The 25,858-nt window shown below is 71.5% G+C and carries 19 protein-coding genes and 3 pseudogenes; 11 read left to right on the forward strand and 11 right to left on the reverse strand.

The window, feature by feature from the left end:
* The 6 genes and pseudogenes from KIK05_RS22515 to KIK05_RS22540 all read right to left on the reverse strand — a co-directional run.
* Positions 1-118 (reverse strand): annotated as a pseudogene (locus KIK05_RS22515) (superoxide dismutase); the annotation flags it as partial.
* Positions 119-221: 103 nt separating this feature from the next.
* Positions 222-650, reverse strand: coding sequence for an HIT family protein (locus tag KIK05_RS22520; RefSeq protein ID WP_214412779.1), 429 nt, complete (start codon positions 648-650; stop codon positions 222-224).
* Positions 647-1,804, reverse strand: coding sequence for an acyl-CoA dehydrogenase family protein (locus tag KIK05_RS22525; protein ID WP_214412780.1), 1,158 nt, complete (start codon positions 1,802-1,804; stop codon positions 647-649). Before KIK05_RS22525 ends, KIK05_RS22520 begins: the two co-directional genes overlap by 4 nt.
* A gap of 12 nt (positions 1,805-1,816) precedes the next feature.
* Positions 1,817-2,338: a MaoC family dehydratase gene (locus KIK05_RS22530; RefSeq protein ID WP_214412781.1), complete on the reverse strand. Its 522-nt coding sequence runs from the start codon at positions 2,336-2,338 to the stop codon at positions 1,817-1,819.
* 80 nt (positions 2,339-2,418) lie between these two features.
* Complete coding sequence (locus KIK05_RS22535) at positions 2,419-2,793, reverse strand: DUF5335 family protein (RefSeq protein WP_214412782.1); 375 nt, start codon at positions 2,791-2,793, stop codon at positions 2,419-2,421.
* A gap of 62 nt (positions 2,794-2,855) precedes the next feature.
* Positions 2,856-3,329: a sensor histidine kinase gene (locus tag KIK05_RS22540; RefSeq protein ID WP_214412783.1), complete on the reverse strand. Its 474-nt coding sequence runs from the start codon at positions 3,327-3,329 to the stop codon at positions 2,856-2,858.
* 41 nt (positions 3,330-3,370) lie between these two features.
* Here KIK05_RS22540 and KIK05_RS22545 point away from each other — a divergent pair.
* From KIK05_RS22545 to KIK05_RS22555, 3 genes and pseudogenes are all read left to right on the forward strand, one after another.
* Positions 3,371-3,607 (forward strand): annotated as a pseudogene (locus KIK05_RS22545) (FAD:protein FMN transferase); the annotation flags it as partial.
* 85 nt (positions 3,608-3,692) lie between these two features.
* Positions 3,693-4,106, forward strand: coding sequence for a VOC family protein (locus KIK05_RS22550; RefSeq protein WP_308250062.1), 414 nt, complete (start codon positions 3,693-3,695; stop codon positions 4,104-4,106).
* A 179-nt stretch (positions 4,107-4,285) separates the two neighbouring features.
* On the forward strand, positions 4,286-5,503 hold the full coding sequence (locus KIK05_RS22555; protein ID WP_250563265.1) for a MalY/PatB family protein: 1,218 nt from the start codon (positions 4,286-4,288) through the stop codon (positions 5,501-5,503).
* A 4-nt stretch (positions 5,504-5,507) separates the two neighbouring features.
* Here KIK05_RS22555 and KIK05_RS22560 read toward each other — a convergent pair whose 3' ends face one another.
* Positions 5,508-7,256 (reverse strand): cholesterol oxidase substrate-binding domain-containing protein, encoded by a 1,749-nt coding sequence (locus tag KIK05_RS22560; RefSeq protein WP_214412785.1) that lies wholly within the window; start codon positions 7,254-7,256, stop codon positions 5,508-5,510.
* Positions 7,257-7,839: 583 nt separating this feature from the next.
* Between KIK05_RS22560 and KIK05_RS22565 the strand changes: the two genes are divergently transcribed.
* The 3 genes and pseudogenes from KIK05_RS22565 to KIK05_RS49440 all read left to right on the forward strand — a co-directional run.
* On the forward strand, positions 7,840-10,617 hold the full coding sequence (locus tag KIK05_RS22565) for an AbfB domain-containing protein (protein ID WP_214412786.1): 2,778 nt from the start codon (positions 7,840-7,842) through the stop codon (positions 10,615-10,617).
* Positions 10,618-10,843: 226 nt separating this feature from the next.
* Complete coding sequence (locus KIK05_RS22570) at positions 10,844-11,791, forward strand: serine hydrolase (RefSeq protein ID WP_214412787.1); 948 nt, start codon at positions 10,844-10,846, stop codon at positions 11,789-11,791.
* Between the two features lie 223 nt (positions 11,792-12,014).
* A pseudogene (locus KIK05_RS49440) lies at positions 12,015-12,161 on the forward strand (helix-turn-helix domain-containing protein); the annotation flags it as partial.
* A 274-nt stretch (positions 12,162-12,435) separates the two neighbouring features.
* On the opposite strand, the gene KIK05_RS22580 reads toward KIK05_RS49440, so the two are convergent.
* The gene (locus KIK05_RS22580) at positions 12,436-13,551 is read right to left on the reverse strand and encodes a MerR family transcriptional regulator (protein WP_214412788.1); all 1,116 of its coding nucleotides are present in this window, start codon (positions 13,549-13,551) and stop codon (positions 12,436-12,438) included.
* Between the two features lie 128 nt (positions 13,552-13,679).
* A complete protein-coding gene (locus KIK05_RS22585; RefSeq protein ID WP_214412789.1) occupies positions 13,680-14,684 on the reverse strand; it encodes a helix-turn-helix domain-containing protein in 1,005 nt (334 codons plus the stop codon).
* 52 nt (positions 14,685-14,736) lie between these two features.
* Between KIK05_RS22585 and KIK05_RS22590 the strand changes: the two genes are divergently transcribed.
* Entirely contained in the window at positions 14,737-15,132 is a 396-nt protein-coding gene (locus KIK05_RS22590) for a cupin domain-containing protein (RefSeq protein ID WP_214412790.1), read from the forward strand.
* A gap of 184 nt (positions 15,133-15,316) precedes the next feature.
* On the opposite strand, the gene KIK05_RS22595 is transcribed toward KIK05_RS22590, so the two are convergent.
* Both KIK05_RS22595 and KIK05_RS22600 read right to left on the reverse strand, forming a co-directional pair.
* The gene (locus KIK05_RS22595) at positions 15,317-16,255 is read right to left on the reverse strand and encodes a diacylglycerol/lipid kinase family protein (RefSeq protein WP_214412791.1); all 939 of its coding nucleotides are present in this window, start codon (positions 16,253-16,255) and stop codon (positions 15,317-15,319) included.
* Positions 16,256-16,378: 123 nt separating this feature from the next.
* Positions 16,379-19,150, reverse strand: a complete 2,772-nt coding sequence (locus KIK05_RS22600; protein ID WP_214412792.1) for an immune inhibitor A domain-containing protein — start codon at positions 19,148-19,150, stop codon at positions 16,379-16,381.
* A 505-nt stretch (positions 19,151-19,655) separates the two neighbouring features.
* Here KIK05_RS22600 and KIK05_RS22605 point away from each other — a divergent pair.
* The 4 genes from KIK05_RS22605 to KIK05_RS22620 all read left to right on the forward strand — a co-directional run bounded on the left by KIK05_RS22605 (position 19,656) and on the right by KIK05_RS22620 (position 25,845).
* A complete protein-coding gene (locus tag KIK05_RS22605) occupies positions 19,656-21,380 on the forward strand; it encodes a serine/threonine protein kinase (RefSeq protein ID WP_214412793.1) in 1,725 nt (574 codons plus the stop codon).
* Positions 21,381-21,566: 186 nt separating this feature from the next.
* On the forward strand, positions 21,567-23,099 hold the full coding sequence (locus KIK05_RS22610) for an acyl-CoA carboxylase subunit beta (RefSeq protein WP_214412938.1): 1,533 nt from the start codon (positions 21,567-21,569) through the stop codon (positions 23,097-23,099).
* A 2-nt stretch (positions 23,100-23,101) separates the two neighbouring features.
* Complete coding sequence (locus KIK05_RS22615; RefSeq protein WP_214412794.1) at positions 23,102-25,045, forward strand: acetyl/propionyl/methylcrotonyl-CoA carboxylase subunit alpha; 1,944 nt, start codon at positions 23,102-23,104, stop codon at positions 25,043-25,045.
* Positions 25,042-25,845 carry an enoyl-CoA hydratase-related protein gene (locus tag KIK05_RS22620; RefSeq protein ID WP_214412795.1) on the forward strand — a complete coding sequence of 268 codons (804 nt, stop codon included), beginning with the start codon at positions 25,042-25,044 and terminating at the stop codon, positions 25,843-25,845. Before KIK05_RS22615 ends, KIK05_RS22620 begins: the two co-directional genes overlap by 4 nt.
* Positions 25,846-25,858: the final 13 nt, after the last annotated feature.

The following is a 25,858-nucleotide window of genomic DNA, read 5'->3' on the forward strand; positions in this document are numbered from 1 at the left end:
CGCCCTTGACGTAGGCCGCGTGGTGCTTGGCGTGGTGCAGCTCCAGGATCTCCCCGGTGATCGCCGGCTCCAGCGCGGCGTAGTCATATGGCATGTCCGGCAGGGTGTACTGCCCCATCGGTGCTCCTCTCTCTTGATCTATTGCAAACTACTCGCAACAACCAGAGAGTCGCAACAGGATCCGGCCGTGATCCGGCCACACGCGGCGCCCGGAACGGCGTCTACGCCAGGGCCTGGCGGATCTTCGCGGCGTACGAGGCGGCCTCGGCGTCGCCGTCGTACTTCACCCTCGGCCAGAAGAAGCCGCGCAGGCCGTCCTTGCGGTTGCGCGGGACGACGTGGGCGTGCAGGTGGGGGACGCTCTGGCTGACGCGGTTGTTCATGGCGACGAACGTTCCCGCCGCGCCGAGGCCCTGCTCGACGGCGCGGGAGATCGCCTGGACCCGCTGGAAGAACGGCCCGACCTCCTCCCCCGGCAGGTCCGTCAGGGTCTCCGCGTGCCTGGACGGGACGACGAGCACATGGCCCTTGAACACCGGGCGGGCGTCGAGGAACGCCACCGCGACCTCGTCGGAGAGCACCACGTGGGCGGGCACCTCGCCGGCCACGATGGCGCAGAACGGGCAGGGCGCGTCCGCGGCCGGGCTCACCAGCCGACCTTCGTGGCGCCGGACAGCAGCGAGCGCGCGATGACCATGCGCTGCACGTCGTTGGTGCCCTCGCCGATCGCCATGAGCGGCGCGTCGCGGTAGAGGCGCTCGACCACGAACTCCTGCGAGTAGCCGTAGCCGCCGTGGATGCGCATCGACTCCATCGTCGCCCGCAGCGCCACCTCCGAGGCGAAGTACTTGGCCATGGCCGCCTCGGAGGTCACCGGCCCCGACTCCGAGCGGGAGGCCGCCCAGTAGGTGAGCAGCCGGGCCGCCTGGATGTCGGTGACCATGTCGGCCAGCTTGAGCTGGATCGCCTGGAAGTCGGCGATGGGCCGCCCGAAGGCCTGGCGTTCCTTGGCATAGGCCAGCGCCGCCTCGTAGGCGCACTGCGACACCCCGACCGCGCGGGCCGCGATGTTGACCCGTCCCAGTTCGAGGGCGGACAGCACCTGCTGCATGCCGCGCCCCTCGACGCCGCCCAGCAGCGCCGAGGACGGCACGCGGACCCCGTCGAGGACGACCTCGCACGTCTCGGTGCCCTTGTAGCCGAGCTTCGGCAGGTCACGGCTGACGGTGAACCCCCGGTCGGCGTCGACGAGAAGCACCGACATCCCCTTGTGCGCGGGCTCGGTGACGGAGGTCTTCACCAGCACCGGCAGCGGGTCGGCGTGCCGGGCGTTGGTGATCCAGGTCTTGGTGCCGTGGACGACGTACCCGTCGCCGTCCCGCACGGCGCGCGTCCGGATGCCCTGCAGGTCGGTGCCGGCGCCCGGCTCGGTCAGGGCGATGCCGGTGCGCCGCTCCCCCGAGGCGAGGGCCGGCAGGTACCTCGCCCGCTGCTCCTCGGTGCCGTACTTCGCGATCATCCACGTCGACAGGGAGTGGGACCCGAGGACCCCGGCCACGCCCATCCAGCCCCGGGCGATCTCCTCGAAGACCAGGGCGAACGACACCCGGTCGAGGTCGAGGCCGCCGTACTCCGCCGGTACGGTGATCCCGAACAGCCCGAGCCGTCGCAGGCCCTCGACGATCTCCTCCGGGTACCGGCCCTCGCGCTCCCACTCGGAGGCGACCGGCACGATCTCCCTGTCGACGAACTCGCGCAGCGTCCGCCGGAACAGCTGCTGGTCCTCGTTCAGCTCGAAATCCATACGGGGTCCGATCTACTCGGCGCCGAGCGGGCCGCTCTTGGCCTCGGGGAAGTGGTCCTTGTCCTGCGGGGCGTCCCGCTTGTAGACCATCACGGACCGGCGCCACGACATGACCTCGTCGCCGTCCTGGTTCAGGCCCCGCGTGCGGCAGGTGACGATCCCGGCGTACGGCCGCGACCTCGACTCCCGCGTGGCCAGGACGATCGACTCGGCGTAGAGGGTGTCGCCGACGAACACCGGATGGGTCAGCCTGATCTCGTCCCACCCCAGGTTCATCATCGCGTTCTGGCTGACGTCGATGACCGACAGGCCGAGGACGATGGCGACCGACAGGCCGGAGTTGACGATGATCTTCCCGACGGGGGCGCGGGCGGCGAAGTGGGCGTTGAAGTGATTCTGGTTGGTGTTCATCGTGAGCAGGGTGAACCAGGTGTTGTCCGCTTCGGAGATCGTCCGGCCGAGTGGGTGCCGGTAGACGTCGCCGACGACGAAGTCCTCGAAGTAGCGCCCGATCCGGGCCTCGTGCACGGTCACACGATCAACATCTCATGCCGGGCGGCCCCGGATCGAGGGCGCGGCGCGGACACGCGCCGGGGCCGCCCGCCCCCGGAAGGTCAGGCGAAAGCCTCCTCGCCCGCCTCGACCAGGTAGAGCGTGATGATCGTCCGGTTGCCCTCATCGTCCACGATCTCGAACCTTCGTTCGATCCCCGGCCCCACCACGCCGGCCAGGATGGCCCGCGGGCGGTCGATCGCGTGGCGCAGCACCACCGGGTAGCGACCCTCGCGGCCTCCCACGCCCACCGAGAACTGGTCGTCCTTGGGGTCGTACTCCAGGTAGGCCAGCGGTAGCCTCTCCGCCTCCACGAGATCGCCGAAGGTGCGGTGCAGCTCCTCGATGGTCACGGCGGCGCCCTCGTAGTCGCGGGTCATCGCGTCGAAGAACGCCCGCCACTCCTCGCGCGGGACCTCCGGCCGCTGCTGGTTCATCTCATGGCCCCCTCCCGGCCCTGGCCTCGTCACCATGGTCGACCGGTCCGGGCGCGCGCACATCACCCAGGCGGGTAGGAGTCCTCGCCCCGGGGCAGCAGGACGCGGAACACCGTGTGCCCCGGCTTGCTCTCCACCTCGACCGAGCCGCCGTGGGCGAGCGCGACCGCCCGTACGATGGCGAGCCCCAGGCCGCTGCCGCCGGAGGCGCGCGAGCGGCCCTCGTCGGCCCGCACGAACCGTTCGAAGATCTCCGGCAGCAGCTCCTCGGAGATGCCCGGACCGTCGTCCGACACCGACAGCTCGACCCATCGCCCCTCCCGGACCCGCGTCCCCACGCGGACGACCACGGTGGAACCGGCGGGTGTGTGGCGGCGGGCGTTGTCGAGCCGGTTCGTCAGCACCTGGTGCAGCCGCTCGACGTCCCCGAGGACCGTGACGGGCTCCTCCGGCAGCTCCAGCCGCCGGCGGTGGCCGGGCCCGGCGACCCGGGCGTCACCGGCGTCCAGGACCAGGTGGTGGCCCTGCTGCACCACGTGGCGGGGTCGCCGAGCGCGGCGCGCACGTCGACCCGCACACCGGCCTGCCGGCCACGGCGCTGGCGTCCGTCACCGTGGTCACCGGCGACCTGACCAGGGCCGACACGACGGCCACCGCCGCCCTCGCCATGGGCGGCGCCGCCCGTGAGTGGCTGGAGGGCCTCCCGGACCTGGAGGCCTTCGCCGTCCTGCCCGCAGGCGGAACCTGGTGGACCGCCGGCTTCGCCCGGTACGCCGCACAGGCCGGCGAGCCGGATTCGGCGCGCCCCCGCTGACCTGCGAAAACGACCTCCGACCTGCCTTGTCGCCCTTCCGGCCGTCTGCGAGGATCGGCATCTGGACACGATCAAGGAGGATCTTGTGGCCTCTCGGCTCAACCCGTACATCACCTTCGACGGCGACGCCCGTCAGGCGATGGAGTTCTACCAGGACGTCTTCGGCGGCACCCTGCGCACCAGCACCTTCGGCGAAGCCGGGATGCAGGACCCCGCTCTCGCCGACAAGATCATGCACGCCATGCTCGAGACCGACCGCGGCTTCACCCTCATGGCCTCCGACACCGCGCCCGGCATGGAGCGCACCGCCGGCGACAACATCTCCGTCAGCGTGAGCGGCGACGACGCCGACGACCTGCGCGGCTACTGGGCGAAGCTGTCCAGCGGCGGCACCGTCACCGTCCCCCTGGAGAGGCAGATGTGGGGCGACGAGTTCGGGGCCTGCGTCGACCGCTTCGGCATCGGGTGGATGGTGAACATCACCGGGGCGCAGGGCTGAACCCCGTGATCGGGCCCTCGTCCGGCCGAGCCGGGCAAGGGCCCTCCCTTTCGCTCCCGGAAGAGCGAGGACGGGCGACCGGGTTCCGGAGGTGATGATGTGCTATGACGTGAAAGAGGAGCGAAACGGATGATGCCGGGCGCCCCCCGATGTCATCGGTGCGACCAGAAGGATCCCATTTGACCAGCAACAGCACCGCGCCCGGCGGCCCTGCCACCGGGCCGCTCACCGCCTACAGCCTCGACCAGCTGCGGGAACGGCACAGCGTCAAGTGGCAGGAGTACCCTCCGGGCGTGCTGCCGCTGTGGGTGGCCGAGATGGACACCCCGCTCGCCGAGCCGATCGCCCAGACCCTGGTCAAGGCGGTCACCATGGGCGACACGGGGTACGCCTTCGCCGGTGGCCTGCCGGAGGCCTTCGCCGCCTTCGCCGACCGGCGGTACGGCTGGCGGCCCGACCCGGACGGGATCCGGCTGGTGCCCGACGTGATGGCGGGGATCGTCGAGATGCTGCGGCTGGTCACCGAGCCGGGCGACCGGGTGGTGTTCAACACCCCGGCCTACCCGCCGTACTTCTACTGGCTGCCCCGCATCGACCGCGAGATCGTCGAGAGCCCGCTCGCGCTCACCTCCACGGGGTTCCGGCTCGACCTGGACGCGCTGGAGCGCGACTTCGCCGCCGGCGCGGCGGCGTACCTGCTGTGCAGCCCGCACAACCCCACCGGCCTGGTCTTCTCCGAGGAGGAACTGCTGGCGGTCGCCGAGCTCGCCGACCGGTACGGCGTGCGGGTCGTGGTGGACGAGATCCACGCGCCGCTCGTCTACCCGGGCGCCCGGCACGTGCCGTTCGCGTCGCTGGACGCCCCCGCCGCGGCCCGCTCGGTCACGCTCGTGTCGGCCTCCAAGGCCTGGAACCTCGCCGGCCTGAAGGCGGCGCTCGCGGTGGCCGGCGAGGACTCCCGTGACGACGTCGGCGCCATCCACCCGGAGGTCAGCGAGAGCGCCGGGCTGCTCGGGGTGCTCGCCTCGGAGACCGCGTTCACCGCCGGCGAGCCGTGGCTGGACGAGCTGGTGACCGGGCTCGACGCCAACCGGACGCTGCTGAAGGAGCTGCTCTCCGAGCACCTGCCGGAAGTCGGCTACCAGCCGCCGCAGGCGACCTACCTGGCCTGGCTCGACTTCCGGGCGTGCGGCCTCGGCGACGACCCCGCCGAGTGGTTCCTGCGGCGCGGCGGCGTCGCGCTGTACCCGGGACACAAGTTCGGCGCCCCCGGCCGCGGCTACGTCCGGTTCAACTTCGCCACCTCGGCGGAACGGGTGACGGAGGCGGTCCACCAGATGTCGTCCTCCCTCTCCGGCCGGCCGGGCGCCGGCCCGGCCGGCCTCGACGCCCTGTAGGCCCTCAGTCGAGCAGGGCCGCCAGGAAGGGGTTGGAGAAGACCTTGTGGGGGTCGAGTCCGTCCAGCGTGGCGACGGCGGTGTCCCAGTCGTCGCCCGCGGCCTGACCCGCGCGGTAGGCGTTCGGGATCGTGATGTCGCGGACGGTGGGATCGGCCCAGGCCGCCGTGCCGGAGTAGCCCCACCCCTTCGACCACTCCGGCCGCACCGCCGCGTACGAGCCGGAGTAGTTCGACAGGACCCACTGCTCGGTCTCCCGGTAGAACTGCTGGGAGTACGGCGTGCCGGGCACGGTGAGGATGTCGAGCCACACCGCGACGTTCCATTCGGGGTGGTCGGGCCGCTGCCGCAGCGCCGACAGCTGCGGTGACACCGCGCCGCCGACCTGGCAGTCGGCCGGGTCGTCCAGCCCGGTGACGCGGATCTCCAGCGGGCCGTTCATCGGGTAGCGTCCCTGCGCGGCATAGGCGCCGATGGCGTTCTGGTAGTAGGTGTAGAACTCGCTGACCACCCGCTGGATGTTGTTCCTGCTGGTCAGGACGGCATAGCCGTTGGCGGTCACGCGCAGCGTGGTCGGGCGGACGTACAGCAGCAGGTTCTTCGACCAGCCCCAGATGTCCCAGGTGCCGGTGACGATGAGCCCGGAGCCGACGACGGCCATCTGGGTGTTCTCGAACGTGGGGGTCAGCCCGGCGTTCCCGGCGACGATCTGCGACAGCTGGTCGGAGGCGTCCTTGGAGAGGAAGTCGGAGAAGCTGTAGTTGTAGGGGCCGTCGACCTGCCTGGACAGGAGCGGCTTGGACGGCGCGACGCTCCACACCTTCAGCCAGGGAACGGTGGTGAAGGGGAACCAGATGGCCTCGACGCGGCCGGTGGCGTTGACGTAGCCGGCGAAGGAGTCCGATCCGGCGGTGGCGGGCGGCGCGAACAGCGTGCCGACGTTGATGTGGTAGAAGCTCTGGCAGCGCAGCCGCTTGTTCGCACCGACCCGCAGGGTCACCTCGGTGACGAAGGTCCGGCCGAGGTTGACCAGGAGCGCGGCGGCGGCGGGGTCGGAGCGCTCGAAGGTCCGCACCACGTACTGCCCGGACGCCGCGTCCCACACGACGGCCTTGAGCCGGACGACCAGGTTGCTCACCGACCCGAAGGTGTGCCCGGGCGTGAGCGTCTCCCCCGTCTTCGGCACCGCCGTGCCGTGGCCGTCGACGGCGAGCACCCCGCCGAGCGACAGGTCACCCGGCGCCGGGGTGGCGGTGAGGCCGTACCCCGCGGCCTCCAGGGTCGTGAGCAGGGACTCCATGGTGACGCCGGTCTGGGCGGTGACGCTCGCGGGCGAGCCGGGGTTCACCGTGACGGCGGTGAGATGCCGGGTGGTGTCGACGAGCAGCGTGTTGGACGGGGTTCCCGGCGGGATCACCAGAGGGGACCAGTTGTGCGACATCCCTCTCGGGCGGATCTTCCATCCGCTGGCCCTGGCCCAGTTGGCGAGGGTCACCACCTCGGCGACGGACGCCGGCGCCGACGTCCAGACGCCGTCGGCCTCGATCTCACCCGACCAGTTCTCGTAGGTCTGCTGGTAGAGGGAGAGGCCGGCCGGGTAGCCGGGGGGCGCCGCGAGGGTGGCGCCGGCGGCGGGGGTGAGGCGCGCGCCGGGCGTCCACGAAAGGACGCTGAGCGCCGCGGCCCCGGCGGCGCCGCCGAGTACGGCGCGCCGCGTCACACCGGTCCGCGTGATGTCATCACCGTATGCCATGGGAACCTCCGTTGAGCTGGTGAGGAGGGTGGTGACCTGCGTTTTCCGGGCATGCGGCGGCCCGGGGCGGCGATGAGGGATCACCGGCGTCCCCCGCGCGGCGACAGGGACGGCCGAGGCGGGGAACGCCGGGAGGTCGCGGATCGGCGTCCGCCACGGGGGCGACGGCCCCTGGGGGTCACGGCGCCTGGAAGAGGTGGCGTCCCGGAGGGGTCACGTCCGCGAAGGTGGAGAGGTCCGCGAGAGGGCAGAGAAAGGCGGATAGGAGGCCGGCCTCGTGCCGGTGGCCGGCGGTGCGAGCTCGCGCCTTTGCCCGCGTGTAGCGATATGTCAGGAACTCACAGTTTCCCGATGGCCTTTTATACGCCCGCGAAACATGTCGGTCAAGCACTTGCTTGGTGTCCTTCCGATGTCCCGGTGGGGCGCGGTGCTGCGGGAAATCGTTGGGTCTTGACGGAAGGGCACGCCACTGTAAAGGTCCTTTGCAGAGAGCGCTCTCTCACCGCCGGGCCGGACCGGTGGTGAACCCGCGGAACATGCCACCCCGGCGACCGGCCCCTCCTTCTCACCCCCCGGGACGCACATGATCCTGCTCCGCAAGCCGCTCCCGCGCGCACTGGCCGCCGTGACGGCTCTCCTCCTCGCGGTGGCCGGCCTGACGCTCACCGCGTCCGGCGCCTCCGCCGTCACCTGGCAGCCGAAGACCCCGCCCCTGTCCACGCCGTGGACCGCGCTGGTCTCTCCCACCAACGCCCTGCCCGAATATCCGCGCCCCCAGCTCGTCCGCCCCGACTGGCTGAACCTCAACGGCGTGTGGGAGTTCGCGGGCGCCCCGAACCTCGACTCGCCCCCGATCGGCCGGACCCTGTCCGAGGGCGTGCTCGTGCCGTACCCGATCGAGTCCGCCCTGTCGGGGATCAAGCGCCACGAGGACGACATGTTCTACCGGCGCACCTTCACCGTCCCGTCCGGCTGGAACGGGCGCCGGGTGAAGCTGAACTTCGGGGCGGTCACCTGGGAGACACGGGTCTGGGTGAACGGCACCCAGGTCGGCCGGCACACCGGCGGCTACGACGCCTTCTCCTTCGACATCACCTCCGCGCTGCGATCCGGGGCCAACGAGCTCGTCGTCGGCGTGTACTCCCCCGTCGACGGGAGCACCTTCCCCATCGGCAAGCAGCGGCGCTCCCCCGGCGGCATCTGGTACACCGCGTCGTCGGGCATCTGGCAGACGGTCTGGCTGGAGCCGGTGAACGCCGACCACATCACCCGGCTCGACACCGTCCCCGACGTCCGGGCCGGGGTGCTGGACCTGGTGGTGCGGGGCTCCGGCGACCAGGCGCGGGCCGAGGTGCTGACCGGCGGCGCGGTCGTCGGCTCCGCCACCGGCGCGGTCGGCGCGCACATCCGCGTCCCCGTCCCGAACGCCCGCCTGTGGTCGCCGGACGACCCGTTCCTGTACGACCTGCGGGTCACGCTCACGGGCACCGGCGGGGGCGACGTCGTCACCGGGTACTTCGGCATGCGGTCGATCGGCAAGGCGGTCGTCGGCGGCGTCGTGCGCCCGCTCCTGAACGGGAGGTTCGTCTTCCAGCTCGGCACCCTCGACCAGGGGTTCTGGCCGGACGGCGCTTACACCGCGCCGACCGACGAGGCGCTGCGGTCCGACCTGGAGCGACAGAAGGCCCTGGGCTTCAACATGGTCCGCAAGCACATCAAGGTCGAGCCCGCCCGCTGGTACTACTGGGCCGACCGGCTCGGCCTGATGGTCTGGCAGGACATGCCCTCGCTGGACGCGGTCGACGACCCGCCGGACCGCGGCCGCGCGAACTACGAGTCCGAGCTGCGCAGGATCGTGGACCAGCTCAAGGGGATCACCTCGATCGTGCAGTGGATCCCCTTCAACGAGGGATGGGGCGAGTACGACGATCAGCGCATCGTCGACCTGGTCCGCTCGATCGACCCCAGCAGGCTCATCGACCACGACTCCGGGTCGAACTGCTGCATCTCAGATCCGGAGCCGACCAACGGCGACGTGATCGACGACCACTTCTACCAGGTGCCGGACGACACCGGCACCCGCCTGCCGTCGTCCACCCGGATCGCCGTGCTGGGCGAGTACGGCGGCCTCGGCAGGCGCGTCGCGGGCCACGAGTACCAGCCCGGCGCCGGCTTCGCCTACGGCGACCTGTACCCGGACGAGGGGTCGCTGACCAGCCGCTACCTGGAGATCGTCAAGCAGGTCGGACGGCTGGTGCACACCCGGGGGCTGTCGGCCTCGGTGTACACCGAACCGTACGACGTGGAGAACGAGGTCAACGGCTTCTACACCTACGACCGGCAGGTGCCGAAGATGACCGAGTCGCGGGTGCGGGACGCCAACCGGCGCCTGCTGGCGGTGGCCGCGGGCACCGAGGTCGCCCGCGGCGAGCCGGTGTCGCTGCGCGTGACCACTTCGGGCTACACCGGCCGCTACCTGCGCCACCAGAACGGCCTCGCCCGCACCGACGTGATCGGCGACGGGAGCGGCGACCTGGCCGAGCAGGACGCGACGTTCTGGGCCCGCCCCGGCCTCGCCGACGCCTCGTGCCTGTCGTTCGAGTCGCGTGACCATCCGGGTGAGTACCTGCGGCACTCCGACTACCGCCTGCGCAAGGACCGCCAGGACGGGACGGCGCTGTTCGCCGCCGACGCCACCTTCTGCCCCCGCGAGGGACAGGGCGGGACGGCACTGGAGTCCTACAACCTGCCCGGTCACTACATCAGGCACTACAACGAGCTGGTCTACGTCGCCCGGCAGGGCGGGCCCAACCCCTGGGACACGGCGGCGAGCTTCGCCGCCGACACGACCTGGGCGGTGACCGTCCCGCTCTGGCGCAGCGGCGCGGACCTGCCGCCGGACCAGGCCCGGTCGTTCCGGGTGACCACACCCGGGTACACCGACCGCTACCTGCGCCACCAGAACGGCCTCGCCCGCACCGACGTGGTCGACGGTACGAGTGCGGCCCTGCTGAAGTCGGACGCGACGTTCGTCGTGCGGCGCGGCCTGGCCGAGCCGACCTGCTACTCGCTGGAGTCGCGCAACTACCCGGGCCGCTACCTGCGGCACTCCTCCTTCCGCCTGCGCCTGGACGCCCCGGACGGCAGCGCGCTGTTCCGCCGCGACGCCACCTTCTGCGCCCAGCCCGGGGCCACGCCGGGAAGCGTGCGCCTGGCGTCGGTCAACGAGATCGGCACGAGCGTGCGGCACTACGCGGCGGAGGTCTGGGTGGCCTCCGACGGCGGAGCGCATCCCTACGACAACCCCACTCTGTACGCCGAGGACACCAGCTGGGCCGTCACCCAGCCCTGGACCCCCTGACCGGCCGCCGTCCGCCCAGGTCACGGGGCCACGCGACCTGGGCGGACGGGTTCCTCTACGGAGGCCGGCGCGATGAACCGGAGCACCGCACCCCATATTCGGAGGGCCTCTTGGCGCCGTACCCCATGGAGCAGTGGCGCGCCCCGGCCCCGGCCCTCACCTGAGCGGGCGGGGCAGCAGGTGTTCGATATTCCGAAAATTCGGAAAAACGGTTAAGCTGATGGGCATGTTCACTTTCCTGACCGCGCTCATGGCCGCCGCGCTCGTGACACCCGCCGCCCCGGCCGCCCCCGCCGACCTGAAGGACGCCGACGCCGTGCTCGGCTACATCGCCGCCCACCCGGCGGACGTCGCTCTGGTGACCCAGGGGATCCGGCACAACGCCTCCCGCCTCACGCCGGTCGCGTCCACCGTCAAGATCGTGCACCTCGCGGCCTACGTCGACGCCGTCCGGAGGAAGAAGGCCGACCCGGCCGAGCCCGTACCCGTGGCCCGGTGGAACGCCTACCACGTGCCGGGCACCGACGGCGGCGCCCACGACAGGGCGCTCAAGCGGCTCCACCCCGGGGCGGACGTCACGCTCGACCAGCTCGTCTCCGCCATGATCGAGGAGAGCGACAACTCCGCCGCCGACCTGCTGCGCGACCGCCTGGGCCCCGAGGCGCTCCGCAGGATCGCCGGCACCCCGGTCGGCACCATCAACGGCGAGATCCTGCGGGCCTTCGCCGGCTGCAAGCTGCCCGCCGACGCCTGCCTGCGGGACTACGTCCGCGCGGGCGAACCGGTCCAGCCCGCGCTGCCCGCCTTCGCCCGGCAGGCGGCCTGGGCGGACACCGTGACCCGGGTCAAGCCCGGGGTCCTCCAGCGCCTGCTCGGAGAGCTGAGGAAGGACAAGACCGCGAGCAGGCACCTGGAGTGGCCGATGCGCCAGCCGGGCATGGACCCGGAGAAGGTGCTCATCGGCACCAAGGGCGGGTCCCTGCCGGGCGTCGTCAGCGAGGCCATGTACGTCGTCCCGGCCGGCGGTGAACCGCGCGAGACGGTACTGGCGCTGCGCAGGCTACCGGAGGGGACGTGGTACTCCGCGATGCGCAGCTATGCTCATCAACAGTTCATCGTGCGGATGGCGACCGACCCCGCCTTCTACGCGAAAGTGCGCGCTGCATTGAAGTGAGGCCACCCTGACGAGCGTCGACGACCGCCTGCGGGAGCTCGAGGAGCGCGTCGCCGCCCTGGAGTCCGCGCTCCACGGGCCGAGGCCACAGCCGGCGGGCGACGACAGCGGCCTGGTCACCTACGGCGGCACGGCCCGGCTCGGCGGGTACGAGTGGGCCTGGGAGGTCAACCGCACCCCCCAATGGCTGCTCCGGCGGCCCACCGGTCCGCTCGCCGCCGTCCTGGCCGCCGCGGGGCACCCGGCGCGCCTGGAGATCCTGCAGTCACTGGTCTCCGGCCCCAAGCAGATCGCCGACCTGCAGTCCGAGCTGGCGCTCACCTCCCCCGGCCAGCTCTACCACCACCTCAAGACGCTGACCTCCGCCGGACTGCTGGAGCAGCCCGAGCGAGGCGTCTACCGCGTGCCGGCCCACGCCATCTTCCCCGTCCTCACCCTGGCCAGCGCCGCCAACGACGTGGCCGAACGCTCCGGCGCCCCCTCCGACACCTCCTGACCGCCGCCCCCATCCCTGGCGGACGGCGCGGCCGCTACATCTGCACACCCCGGAGAGGTGGATCGCCTGCTCGGCGGACGGCGATGACCGGCCGACCGGCACGTACACGGGTGGGGTAGCCGCCAGGACGCTGACGCTGCGACGCGGTTCAGGCTATGAGCAGGCGGAGGCCGAGATCCGCCGCGTCGAAGCCGGCGAGGTCGCCGTTGCGCTCGGCCCACCGGCCGGAGTCGAGGTCGTCGCCGAGGCTTCGCACCGCCCGCTGCTCGGCCTCCGGCCCGACCCTCGTCCACACGGACATCGCACGGCGCACGTGATCCTCCAGGTACGCCGCCGGTCGGCGCCAGTACGCCTCGAACAGGCCATCAGCGCAGTCCCACGGAATGGGCACCGGCTCAGCGCGGGCGCCGATCGCGTCGGCCATCCCGGCGAGCGAGGGGAAGTCCGCGAGGACGGCGGCGAACTCGGGCAGGTAGTCGCGGGTAAGCCAGAACCGGTCCTGCCATCCGGGCTCGTCGGTGTCGAACGTGAGCACCACCACGCGGCGGGCCACGCGCCGCATCTCGCGCAGCCCCGCTATCGGGTCCCCCCAGTGGTGAACGGTGGAGACGGCCATCGCCACGTCGAAGGACCCGTCCTCGAACGGCAGGCTCTCCGCGGCGGCGGCCACGCACGGCGCCGAGCCGGCAGGCCGCTGCCCCCGCATGACCGACGACGGCTCCACCGCGGTCACGTCGCGATCAGCAGGCTCGTAGGAGCCGGTGCCGGCCCCGACGTTCAGCACCGTCCGTGCGTCCCCAAGCGCGTCCCAGATCTGCGCGGCGATCCGCGGCTCGGTACGCCGTGTCGCGGTGTAAGCGCCGCCGATCGCGTCGTACAGCCGTGCACCGAGCATCTCCAGTTGCTCCTCCGGTGTCACCTTCAGTCCCTTCGCCCGCGACTCGAGTTCCCTGTCGATGGCCGCCACCATGGCGTCGGCGCGATCACGCCGCTCCAGCAGCAGGCCGCGCAGCCGGCGCAGGTGCGCGACCGCGTCGGTGGACGGGTCGCCGACCAGTTCCGCGACCTCCCGCAGCCCGAAGCCCAGCCGCCGATAGGCCAGCACCTCCCGCAGCCGCTCCACGTCGCCCGCCGAATAGGCCCGGTACCCGGCCGCGGTCCGCGCCGACGGCCGAACGAGCCTGATCTCGTCATAGTGATGCAGCGTGCGGACACTCACGCCGGCCAGCGCGGCCACCTGTCCCACGGTCCAGTGATCCTCCACGCCCCGACTATGCGGCCTGACGCCACGTGAGGGTCAAGCGCCTGCCTCCCGGCAGCGATGGCCGAACGCCGAGAGGCTCGGCGACCACGAGTGGCTTGGCAGGTCATGTGTGAGGGCCTGCCAGGAGGTCAGGCCGATCCCTGGTCTTTCCCCGGGCCGAATCGGTGCCGGTATTCCAATGGAGTGAGCCCGATCTTGCGCCGCATCAGCGCACGCAGGTTGGCGCCGGTGCCCAGCCCACTGTGCCGTGCGACCGTCTCAAGGTGCGGCTCGCCCCGTTCGATCAGCCTGCACGCCAGAGCAAGCCGTTCCACGGTGAGCCACGCCAGCGGGGTGGTGCCCAGCTGCGCCCGGAAACGACGATGCAGTGTCGCCGGGCTGACCGAGGCGCGCGCTGCGAGGTCGGACACCGTGAGCGGGGCGTCCAGATGCTCCTGGGCCCAGACGAGGACAGGCGCCAAGGACTCATCCGGCACATCTGGCACGGGCCGCTCCACGAACTGCCGCTGCCCGCCGTCGCGGTGCGCGGCGAAGACGAGCCGTCGGCTCACGGAGTTGGCGACTTCGGCGCCATGGTCGCGGCGGACGATGTGCAGGCCCAGGTCGAGCGCGGCCGCGCTCCCCGCGGAGGTGAGGATGTCACCGTCGTCCACGAACAACACGTCTGTTTCGAGCCGGACGGAAGGGAAGCGGGCCCGGAAGGAATCCGCCCACTGCCAGTGCGCGGTGGCCCGGCGCCCGTCGAGGACCCCGGCCTCGGCCAGGGTGAAAGCCCCGCTGCAGAAGCCGACCAGCCGAGCCCCGCGCGCGTGCGCCCGCCGGATCGCGTTAAGCAGAGCGGTGCGGCGGGGCACCTCGACGTCGGGACGGTTGGGAACTATCAACGTATCTGCCGATTCGGCCGCCTCCAGGCCGGCGACGCCCGTGAGCGTGAAGAACCCGTCCCGCATCAGGGTGCACGGCTCGGGGGAACACAGGCGGAAATCATAGAGATCGCGCCCAAGCTCGGGCCTGCGCAGGCCGAAGATCTCGGTCGCGCAGCCCAGCTCGAAAGGGTTGGAGTTCTCGTCCACGATCACGACGACCCGATGCGAGCCGTCCGCATGAGCGACGTGCGAGGATTCTTGCGCCATGTGCTATTCCTAGCACTCACGACGATCGTGCCCAATGGGCGAGGATGCACTCGTGAGCAACGAACCCATCACCCTCAGCGAAGCCCTGGCCTCCTTCGACGCTCTGTGGAGCCCCCGTATCGTCACACGCGTCAACGACTACGACGTACGCATCGCCAAGGTCGAGGGCGAGCACATCTGGCACGTCCACGACGACACCGACGAGTTCTTCCTGGTGCTCGAGGGGGAACTGCACATCTCCTTGCGCGAGCCCGGTGGGGAGCGCACGGTGCGCCTCCCCCAGGGGGCGGTGTTCACCGTCCCCCGCGGTATGGAGCACAAGCCGTCCGCTCCCACCGCCGCCGCGATCCTCCTGTTCGAGCCCACCGGGACACCGACGGTCGGCGATCGCCCGGCTGAGATCCCCGACCACATCGACGCGACGACAGGGCACACGCTCGGCTCCTGAGGGTGACCGGGACGTATCTCTCGACCGGCGCTCACCAAGTGGCGGGCGACGTCCTCGTGGAAGACGGAGCCATTTGAATGCCGGCAGATCCCGGGCGCCGGCGCGCAGGTTTCGACGGCGAGCTGGAGGACGGGCGCGAACCTCGGCTCGACCAGAGGCACCGCGACCGGTTGCGGTGCGACGGTCAGGTGTCGATGAAGGCCGGGGGGACCATGACCCTGAGGCCGTTGGGGATGGTGCGGATGGTCAGGGGGGTGCGCAGGACGACCTCGCCGTCGATGTCGGCGGGCATGGGGGGCTCGGTCTCCACGAGCATCTCGCGGCCGGTGACGAACGGGCCGCCCGCGAGGCTGCTCCAGCGGCCGCTGGTCGCGCGGACCAGGGTCTCCACCAGCAGCCGCAGCCGCTTGCCCGAGCCGAGCTGGTAGGCCACCAGGCGGCGGTTGTCGATGCTGATGTCCTTGGCGATCTGCCAGCCGCCGTGGTAGCGCCCGTTGGCGATGTTGAGCTGGTGGGTCAGCAGCTCGTGGCGCCGGCCCTCGACGGTGATGTACGCCCGGAACGGCTGGTGGCGGGGCAGGATGGTCAGCGCGGTCAACGGGTAGGCGGCGCGGCCGAGGACGCGCTTGACCCACGGCTTGACCGTGCCGGCGACCTCCACCGACACGCCGAAGCTGGTGAGGTTGGCGAACGGATGGTCGCCGGCCATGCCGAGGTCGATGTCGACGACCTTCCCCCGGCTGAACACCTTGATCGCCAGGGCGAGGTCGAGCGGGAGCCCGAGGCTGCGGGCGAAGTTGTTGGTGGTGCCGAGCGGCAGCACCCCGAGCGCGACGTCGCGGTGGGCGACGTGCTTGACGGCCTCGCTGAGGGTGCCGTCGCCGCCGCCGACGACCAGCAGGTCGGGCTGCAGGTCGAGGGCCTCCTCGAGGATCTTGGGCAGCCGGGACGGCTCCATCACGGCGTAGGTGCGCAGCGGCTGGAAGCCCTCGGCCTGGAGCAGGCTCAGCGCCTCGAAGTACCGCTTGCGCCCCCGCCGGGAACGGGTGTTGATCACAAGGACCGCCCTGCGCAGGTCGCGGATCGCCTTGGTGTGTTCCGCCTTGCTCCGCAGCTCGCTCACCGATCTCCCGTTCCGTAGGACGTTCCGCAGACATGCTATGCAGTCTGTGACGCGAAGGGGACGGGTACGGCGAGCCGTACCCGTCCCCATTGTGCCGAGGACCCGTGCGGGTCCCCTGGAGCGCTACTTCTTCGGCGGGGTCACCTGGGCGATCACGCCGAGGTTGCCCGGAAGCGGAGCGATGAGCTTGATCTGGACGCCGAGCTGCTTGCCCTCGTCACCGGGGTTGCCGGTGCCCAGGGTGAAGCCGTTGACGTTCTCGCCGTACACATCCTTGGCGGGGGTGCCGTCGGGGTTGACGACCCGCAGGGAGTACTGCTGGTTGTCCTTGGACGGGACGACCACCGAGCCGTCGCGGAAGCGGTAGAACAGGCTGCCGTCGCGGTACTCCAGGCCGGGGTACCAGGTCTTGGCGTCGGTGAACGTCCTGACCCCGTCCTGCGGCTTGAACTGGGTGCAGTACTCGGTGAACGGCTCGCCCTCGATGCACTCCTTGAAGGCGTACGTCTTGCCGAAGCCGAACGCCGCGTTGGAGGACTGCGGGCGGGACGGGATGTTCTTCAGCGTGCTCTTGTCGACCTCGGCGGCCTTGCCGGACCGGCGCAGCGGGTCGAAGTGGGAGTCGACCAGGAGCAACTCGCCCTTGGCGCCGGCGGACGGCAGCGACCAGATGTTGGACGCCGGGTTGTTGTAGCCGGCCGAGGTGTCGCGCAGCGAGATCAGCAGGCCGGGGGCGTTGTAGGGGACCTTCTCGACCTTCCAGGCGCCGTCACGGTTCCAGGTGGTGTCGTAGGTGTAGCTGAGTCCCTTGTCGAACCCGTCGAGGTTGCGCCACTCGGCCAGGTAGTACTGGGCGCTCTTCAGGGTGCCGTTGTGCTGGGTCCAGCCGGTGCCCTTGGTGTCGGTGAAGGTGCCGGTGACGGCGGTCCAGCCGTTGGCGCCGGACTCGACGTCGTCGCTCCAGACCGTGTTGCCGCCGGCGGTGACCGAGAAGTCGTCGGCGAACCAGCCGCGCTCCTCGGAGGCCGCGTCGGTGGCGTAGCGCAGGCGCAGCTTGACGTTCTTGCCGGCGAACGGCGCGAGGTCGACGTAGTAGTGCTGCCAGCCGCCCGAGTCGCCGGTCAGGCCGTACTTCTTGTTGCCGTAGTCCCGCATCCGCTTGTTCGGGTCGGCGTAGTTGTCGTCGGTGGAGACGAGCGAGCCGTCGGCGGCGTAGATCTTCTGCTCGGCCCAGGTGGTCCCGCCGTCGGTGGAGACCTCGACGAAGCCGAAGTCCCAGTCCTGCTCGATGGTGAAGTCGTTCCAGAACCAGAACCTGGCGTCGTTCCCGGCCGGGACCGCGACGTCGCGGGCGATCTTCACATCGGCCCAGTCCTGGTCGTTGCCCGACCACCACGCCTTGGAGCCGCTGTGCGGGGTGGTGAGGACGACGTCCTTGTCGGGCAGGTTGACCCGCACGCCGTCCTCGGTGAGCTTGGGCGTGCGCGAGGACTGGCCGACGGTCACCAGCTTGGTGCCGTCACCGGGGTTGATCACCTTCGGGTTGGCCCAGCCGAGCACCCACTTGTCCCACAAGCCCATGTGGGTCGGCATCGACTGGAAGATCGGCCCGGAGTGGGAGCCGGTGGACATCAGGTCCCAGAACTCCACGTCGCTGTCGCCGGCGCCGGTGGCGTCGTACAGGTCGGGCAGGCCGAGGTCGTGGCCGTACTCGTGGGCGAACACGCCGACGCCCGAGTTCTCCGGCTGCACGATGTAGTTGGAGATCTTGACCTTGGTGCCGGGGACCGTGTAGCCGCCCGCGATGGCGCTGGAGTGGGCCCAGATCGCGAAGGTGCCCTGGGCGCCGCCGCCGCCGGACTTGTCCTCGCCCGCGTGGATCAGCACCAGGTGGTCGACCACGCCGTCGGGCTCGTTGTAGTTGCCGTCGCCGTCGGCGTCGGAGGTGTCCTCCTGGTCGTAGTCGGCCCAGGGGAAGTTCGGGTTCTGCTTGACCAGCTCGTTGACGGCGTCGATGCCGAGCTGGGCGGCGCCGCGCGGGTTGTCCGGGTGGCCGGAGGTGTCCTGTACGGCGGCGTGGCAGGCGCCCGCGCCGTACCAGGCCTCGGAGTGCGGGACCTTGATCCAGCCGATCGCCTCACCGGTGACGGTGTAGGCGCCCTTGGACATCTCCTCGTACATGTTCTTCATGGTGTAGCCGGAGATGTCGATGCCCGGCTTGCCGTCGCGCGGGTCCTTCAGGTCGGGACGGACCCGGTTGGTGATGCCCTCGCTGGAGTAGAGCATCTTGTTGTAGTGGGCGTTGTTGAAGTCGGACACCCACATGGAGTTGTTGTCCTTGCCACCGCCGGCGGCCAGGGCGGGGTTCGGGATCTGGTTGTGCAGCGGCCCGTTGATCTTCGTGCCCGGCGGCTCGGTGACGCAGTCGTCCGGGTCGTTGATGCTCTTGGGGTGGCTGTAGCCCGAGAAGTCGTCGTTCGCCTGGTCGTTGAACTCGACCAGCAGCGTCAGGAGCTTGGCCTTCTGCGTGGTCTTGGACTTCTTGAACAGGAACTCGTAGGGGTTCTTGCCGGTCCGGACGGCCTGGCTCTCATGCTTGGCCAACTCGCGGGCCGCCACAGGGTTGCCCTCGGCGTACTTGTGGTCGATCTCCTCCGCGGTGGGGGCGGCGGTCCGCCGCTTGCCCGTCGTGGTGTCGACCTTCTCCCCGGACTTCGGCGTGGTGTCGCTCTGCACCCGGGGTGGCGCGTAGTTGATGTAGTAGTCGCTCGCCGACGGCTGGTATCTCGCCACCGTGGTGTCGCTCGACGCCGAGGCGCCGGTGGTCGCGAGACCGGCCGCGGCGAGTCCTACCACCGGCAGAACGGCGACGATGCGCCTGACTCTGCGTGACAACAGGATTTCCTCCTCCGCCCGAAGGGGCGGCCCACCATGGAACGCCCCAAGAATCGGCAAAGCGGACGCTAGAGGAAAAAGTAAAGGCAAAGTAAAGGCAACTCAGGTTGTTGCGAAATCGTCATCCTGACGAGTTTCCGGTTGGGGCGTACACCCCCGGAGAAGTACGAGGTCCCTCTGATGGGCCGCCGAGCACCGCGTGCCGGTGGTGCCGCGGGCCTGGCCAGGGCGCGCGACCGCCGTGGACGGCCAGCGCGGGCTGGGCCCGCCGAAGCATCCGCCGACCCATCCGGCGGCCGGACCGCTGGTGAGCGAGCATCCGCCGGCCCGATCTGGAGGCCGGGCCGCTGGTGAGCGAGCTCGGCACGGCGTGAAGCGGGTCTTCGGTCCGCTGGGGATCATGAATCCGGGCAAGGCTATCTGACACTCCGCCACCTGCCCCAGTTGTCACACTGGTAGCGTTCTTCACCTCAATTGCTGACAAATCGGGGTATCGGGGGTCCAGGTGGCACAACCGCTCACGGACGACGACCCGCGCCGCTTGGGCGCGTTCGAGGTTCTCCAGCGGCTCGGCGAGGGCGGCCAGGGGGTCGTCTACCTCGGCCGGGGGCCGCAGGGCGAGCAGGTGGCGATCAAGCTGCTGCACGCGCGTCTGTCGGGGGACGCCGACGCGCGGGCGCGCTTCCTGCGCGAGGTGTCGGTCGCGCAGCGGGTGGCGAGGTTCTGCACGGCGTCCGTGCTGCACGCCGACCTGGCGGGCAACCAGCCGTACATCGTCAGCGAGTACGTGCCGGGTCCCTCGCTGCGGCAACTGGTCGACCGGGAGGGACCGCGCCGGGGGGCGGCGCTGGACCGTCTCGCGGTCAGCACGGCGACGGCGCTCTCCGCGATCCACCGGGCCGGCATCCTGCACCGCGACTTCAAGCCCGCCAACGTGCTGATGGGTCCCGAGGGGCCCGTCGTGATCGACTTCGGCATCGCGCGGGCGCTCGACACGCCGGGCGCGACCGCCACCGGCGACACCCTCGGCACCCCCTCGTACCTCGCGCCCGAGCAGCTCGCCGGCCAGCAGGTGACCGCGGCGGCCGACGTGTTCGCGTGGGGCGTCACGATGGCGTTCGCCGCGACGGGACGGGCGGCGTTCGGCTCCGACTCCATCCCGGCGGTGATCAACCGCATCCTCAACGAGCCGCCCGACCTCGGCTCGCTGGACGGCCCGCTGCGCGGCCTGGTCGCCGCCTGCCTGTCCAAGGACCCGGCGGCGCGGCCCTCGGCCGAGGACGTCGTCGCGCACCTCATGGGGCAGCAGAAGGTGGCCGCGCCGCCCGCCGCCCCGGAGAACTCCCCGGAAGGGACCCGCCTGGCGGCGGCCGAGCGAGCACGGCCCGGCGGTCGCGGCGGGCGTACGGTCATGCTGACCGTCGCGGCCGGGGTGGCGGCCACCGTGCTCGCCGCGGGCGGCGTCATGGTGGTCAGGAACGTGACGCTGACGGCCAGCACCTCCACCGCCGAGGAGGCCACGCACAAGGCGAACGCCCAGAAGGGGACCACCGCGCAGCCAACCGACGTGGACCCGACGGGCGGCGTGACCGCCGACCCCACCCGGCTGGACCCGCCGGAGCCGCCGCCGGACGGCGAGCCGACGCCGGACATGACGGACGTGGCGTCGCGCCCGGGCAAGACCGCGGACGTCTCCCTGCCGAGCCAGCCCACCGCGAGCAAGCGGCACACCCCGCCGTCCCACACGGCCAGGCCGACCCCCACCGACAAGGTCGACCCCGAGCCGACCGACACCGAGACCACCGAGCCGAAGCCCCAGCCGACGAAGACCACCTCTTCCCCCAAACCGACGCCGAAGGCCACCCCGAAACCGAGCCCGAAGCCCACCCCGAAGCCGACGCCCAAGCCGAACCCGTACACGGCCGCCCAGGTGTGCGGCTCGGGGTTCAAGCCGATCGACTCCCACTCGCTCGGCAGCGCGACGATCTGGCTGCTCTACAACGGCTCGTCCGGGAAGAACTGCGTGGTCACCATGTCGAAGTACGTGGTGCCGCAGAAGATCCGGATGACCGCGGTGCTGCAGGTCCAGGGCGGCGCCACCACCAACGCGGCGGGCGACTACACCGTGTACGCGGGCCCGATCAGCCTGGCGGCGCAGAAGAAGTGCGTCATGTGGGGCGGCGGCTACGGCACGGCGAGCTGGAAGAGCGGCTGGTCCCACTGCGGCTAGCTCCGCGCCGGACGGCCGGCACGGATTCAGCCGGTGAAGGGCCGAGGATACGGCCTGCCCCCTCTTCTGGGTGGTTGCGGGGTGTACTACCTTCTGGATCACGGCCACCGGTATCCGAGGAGTGACGCCTTGATCGACAGCCGGCTCGACACCGCGAGCGCCGAGTTCCAGGCGAGGCGGGACGCCATGGCCGCCAAGCTGGAGGAGCTCTCGGCCGAGCAGGCCAAGGCGGTGGCGGGCGGGGGGCCGAAGTACGTCGAGCGCCACCGGCGGCGGGGGAAGCTGCTCGCCAGGGAGCGGGTCGAGCTGCTGGTCGACCCCGACTCGCCGTTCCTGGAGCTGTCGCCGCTGGCCGCCTGGGGCACCGACTTCCCGGTGGGGGCGAGCGTGGTCACGGGCATCGGGGTGGTCGAGGGCGTCGAGTGCGTGATCGTCGCCAGTGACCCGACCGTCCGGGGCGGCGCGTCGAATCCGTGGACGCTGAAGAAGACGCTGCGCGCGTCCGACATCGCCCTGGAGAACCGGCTGCCGCTGATCAACCTGGTGGAGTCGGGCGGGGCGGATCTGCCGACGCAGAAGGACATCTTCATCCCCGGCGGCCGGATATTTCGGGACCTGACCCGATTGTCCGCCGCCGGCGTCCCCACGATCGCCCTCGTCTTCGGCAACTCCACGGCCGGCGGAGCGTACGTCCCCGGCATGAGCGACCACGTCGTCATGGTGAAGGAACGCGCCAAGGTCTTCCTCGGTGGCCCTCCCCTGGTCAAGATGGCCACCGGAGAGGAGTCCGACGACGAGTCGCTGGGCGGCGCCGAGATGCACGCCCGCGTCTCCGGCCTCGCCGACCACCTCGCCGAGGACGAGTACGACGCGCTGCGCATCGGCCGCCGCATCGTCGCCCGCCTCGACCGGCGCAGACCCGGCCCGCCGCCCGCCGGGGCGCGTCCTCCGCTGTACGACGAGGAGGACCTGCTCGGCATCGTGCCCGAGGACCTCAAGATCCCCTTCGACCCGCGCGAGGTGATCGCCCGGATCGTCGACGGCAGCGAGTTCGACGAGTTCAAACCGCTGTACGGCCAGAGCCTGGTCACCGGGTGGGCCGACCTGCACGGGTACCCGATCGGCGTCCTGGCCAACGCGCGGGGCGTGCTGTTCGGCGAGGAGGCGCAGAAGGCCGCCCAGTTCATCCAGCTGGCGAACCGGTCGCGCACCCCGCTGGTCTTCCTGCAGAACACCACCGGCTACATGGTCGGCAAGGACTACGAGCAGGCCGGCATCATCAAGCACGGCGCCATGATGATCAACGCCGTGTCCAACTCGACCGTGCCGCACCTCACCGTCGTCATGGGCGCCTCCTACGGCGCCGGCAACTACGGCATGTGCGGGCGGGCGTACGACCCGCGCTTCCTGTTCTCGTGGCCGAGCGCCAGGTCGGCGGTCATGGGCGCCGCGCAGCTCGCCGGCGTGCTGTCGATCGTCGGGCGCGCGGCGGCGCAGGCGCGCGGCCAGACCTACGACGAGGAGGCCGACGCGGCGATGCGGCAGATGGTCGAGGCCCAGATCGAGGCGGAGTCCCTGCCGTTCTTCCTGTCCGGCAGGCTGTACGACGACGGGGTGATCGACCCGCGCGACACCCGCACCGTCCTCGGCCTGTGCCTGTCCGCGATCGCCAACGCCCCCGATCCCGGCCCTGCCGGATTCGGCGTCTTCCGGATGTGACGATGATCAGACGACTGCTGGTGGCCAACCGGGCGGAGATCGCCCGCCGCGTCTTCCGCACCTGCCGCGACCTCGGCATCGAGACCGTGGCCGTCCACTCGGACGCCGACAGGGCCGCGCCGCACGTCGCCGAGGCCGACCACGCGGTGCGGCTGCCCGGGGCACGGCCGTCCGACACCTACCTCGACGTGGCCGCGATCGTGGCGGCCGCGCGCGCGGCGGGCGCCGACGCCGTCCATCCCGGTTACGGCTTCCTGTCGGAGAACGCCGGCTTCGCCCGGGCCGTCCTCGCGGCCGGGCTCACCTGGGTCGGGCCGGGCCCGGAGGCCATCGCCGCGATGGGCTCCAAGATCGAGGCCAAGCGGCTGATGGAGCAGGCCGGGGTGCCGGTGCTGTCCTCCCTCGCGCCCGGCGAGCCGGTCGCGGAGTTCCCCGTGCTGGTGAAGGCCTCGGCGGGCGGCGGCGGGCGTGGCATGCGCGTCGTGCGCGACCCGGTCGAGCTGGAGGAGGCCGTCGCGGCCGCCGGCCGGGAGGCCCTGTCGGCGTTCGGCGACGGCACGGTCTTCGTCGAACCGCTGCTGGAGCGGGCCCGGCACGTCGAGGTGCAGATCCTCGCCGACGCGCACGGCACCGTGTGGACGCTCGGCGAGCGCGAGTGCTCGATCCAGCGCCGGCACCAGAAGGTCGTCGAGGAGGCCCCCTCCCCGGGCATCTCCCCCAGTGTGCGCGAGGCACTGCTGGAGGCCGCCGTGCGGGCCGCCAAGGCGATCGGCTACGTCGGCGCCGGGACCGTCGAGTTCCTCGTCAGGGGCGACACGATCGCGTTCCTGGAGATGAACACCCGGCTCCAGGTCGAGCACCCGGTGACCGAGTGCGTGTTCGGGGTCGACCTGGTGCGGCTCCAGCTGGAGATCGCCGAGGGCGGCCGGCTGCCCGGTACGCCGCCCGAGCCCGCCGGCCACGCGATCGAGGTCCGGCTGTACGCCGAGGACCCCGCGCACGGGTTCCGGCCGCAGAGCGGGCTCCTGCGCCTCTTCGAGGTGCCGGGCGTGGACGCCCGCTTCGTGCCGCCGGCGGACGGGCGGCCGTACGGCCTGCGGCTGGACTCCGGCGTGGAGAGCGGGTCGGAGATCGGCGTGCACTACGACCCGATGCTGGCCAAGGTGATCGCCTGGGGTCCGGACCGCGGCGCGGCGGCCCGGCGGCTGGCCACGGCCCTGGCCCGCGCCCGCGTCCACGGCGTCACCACCAACCGCGACCTGCTGGTCCGCGTGCTGCGGCACGAGGCCTTCCTGTCGGGCGACACGCACACCGCCTTCCTGGACGAGCACGAGCTCACGGGGGACGACGGGGTCACGCCCCTGCTCGCCCTCGCCGCCGCCCTCGCGCTGGCCTCGGCCAACCGCGCGGCCGCCACGGCACTGGGCGGGCTGCCGAGCGGCTGGCGCAACGTGCCGTCGCAGCCGCAGCGGGCCGCGTTCGACGGCCCGGACGGCCGGGTCGAGGTCGCCTACCGGCTCACCCGTGACGGGCTGCGGGCCGAGGGCTTCGACGACGCGCGGCTCGTCTCCGCCACGCCGGAGGAGGTCGTGCTGGAGGCGGCCGGGGTGACCCGCCGCTTCACCGTCGCCCGGTACCCGGAGGCGGTGTACGTCGACTCGCCCCTGGGGTCGGCACGGCTCGTGCCCGCGCCACGGCTGCCCGAACCGGTGGTGCGCATCGCCCCCGGCTCCCTGCTGGCCCCCATGCCGGGTACGGTGCTGCGCGTCGAGGTCGCCGCGGGCGCCGAGGTGGCCGCGGGGCAGCCGGTCCTGGCCATGGAGGCCATGAAGATGGAGCACCAGATCACCGCTCCCGCAGCGGGCGTCGTCGCGGCGCTCAACGTGACCCCCGGCCGCCAGGTCGAGGCGGGAGCCGTACTCGCCGTCATCGAGGAGCACCCATGAGCACCCTGGTACACCACGAGGTGGACGGCGGGATCGCCACGATCACGCTCGACTCGCCGCACAACCGCAACGCCCTGTCGATCCGCCTGCTCGGCGAGCTGTACGCCGCGCTGGAGGCCGCCATCGCCGCCGAGGACGTCCGCGTCATCGTGCTGACCGGCACCGGCCCGGTGTTCTGCTCCGGGGCCGACCTCAAGGAGCAGGCCCCCGGGCGCGGCGCGCCGCACGACGCGCCCGTCACCGCGTCCTTCCCCGAGATCATGAGCCTGATCTGGGAGAGCCCGAAGCCGGTCGTCTGCCGCCTCAACGGCACCGCCCGGGCGGGCGGCCTCGGGCTGGTGGCCGCCTGCGACTTCGCCATCGCGCCCGACACGGCGACCTTCGCGTTCAGCGAGGTACGGCTGGGCGTGGTGCCGGCGATGATCTCGGTGACCGTGCTGCGGCGGGTCGAGGCGCGCGCCGCCGCCGAGTACTTCCTCACCGGCGAGGTCTTCGACGCGGCCCGCGCCGCCGAGATCGGCCTGCTGACCCGGGCCGTCCCGGCAGGGGAGCTCGACGCGACGGTGGCCCGGTACGCGGACATGCTGCTGCGCGGCGGCCCGGAGGCCCTGGCGATCACCAAGCAGCTCGTGCGCACCGTGCCCGGCCTCCCGGTCGAGGAGGGCATGCGGCGCATGGCCGAGCTGTCCGCCCAGCGGTTCACCTCGGCGGAGGGCCAGGAGGGCATGCGGGCGTTCATGGAGAAGCGCCCGGCGGCGTGGATCCCCGAGGGGGCCGGGCAGGCGGAGCGGGCGCGGTGAGCCGGGGGGAGGC

Origin of the sequence: Sphaerisporangium fuscum (assembly GCF_018531465.1) — a bacterium.
GTDB lineage: Bacteria > Actinomycetota > Actinomycetes > Streptosporangiales > Streptosporangiaceae > Sphaerisporangium > Sphaerisporangium fuscum.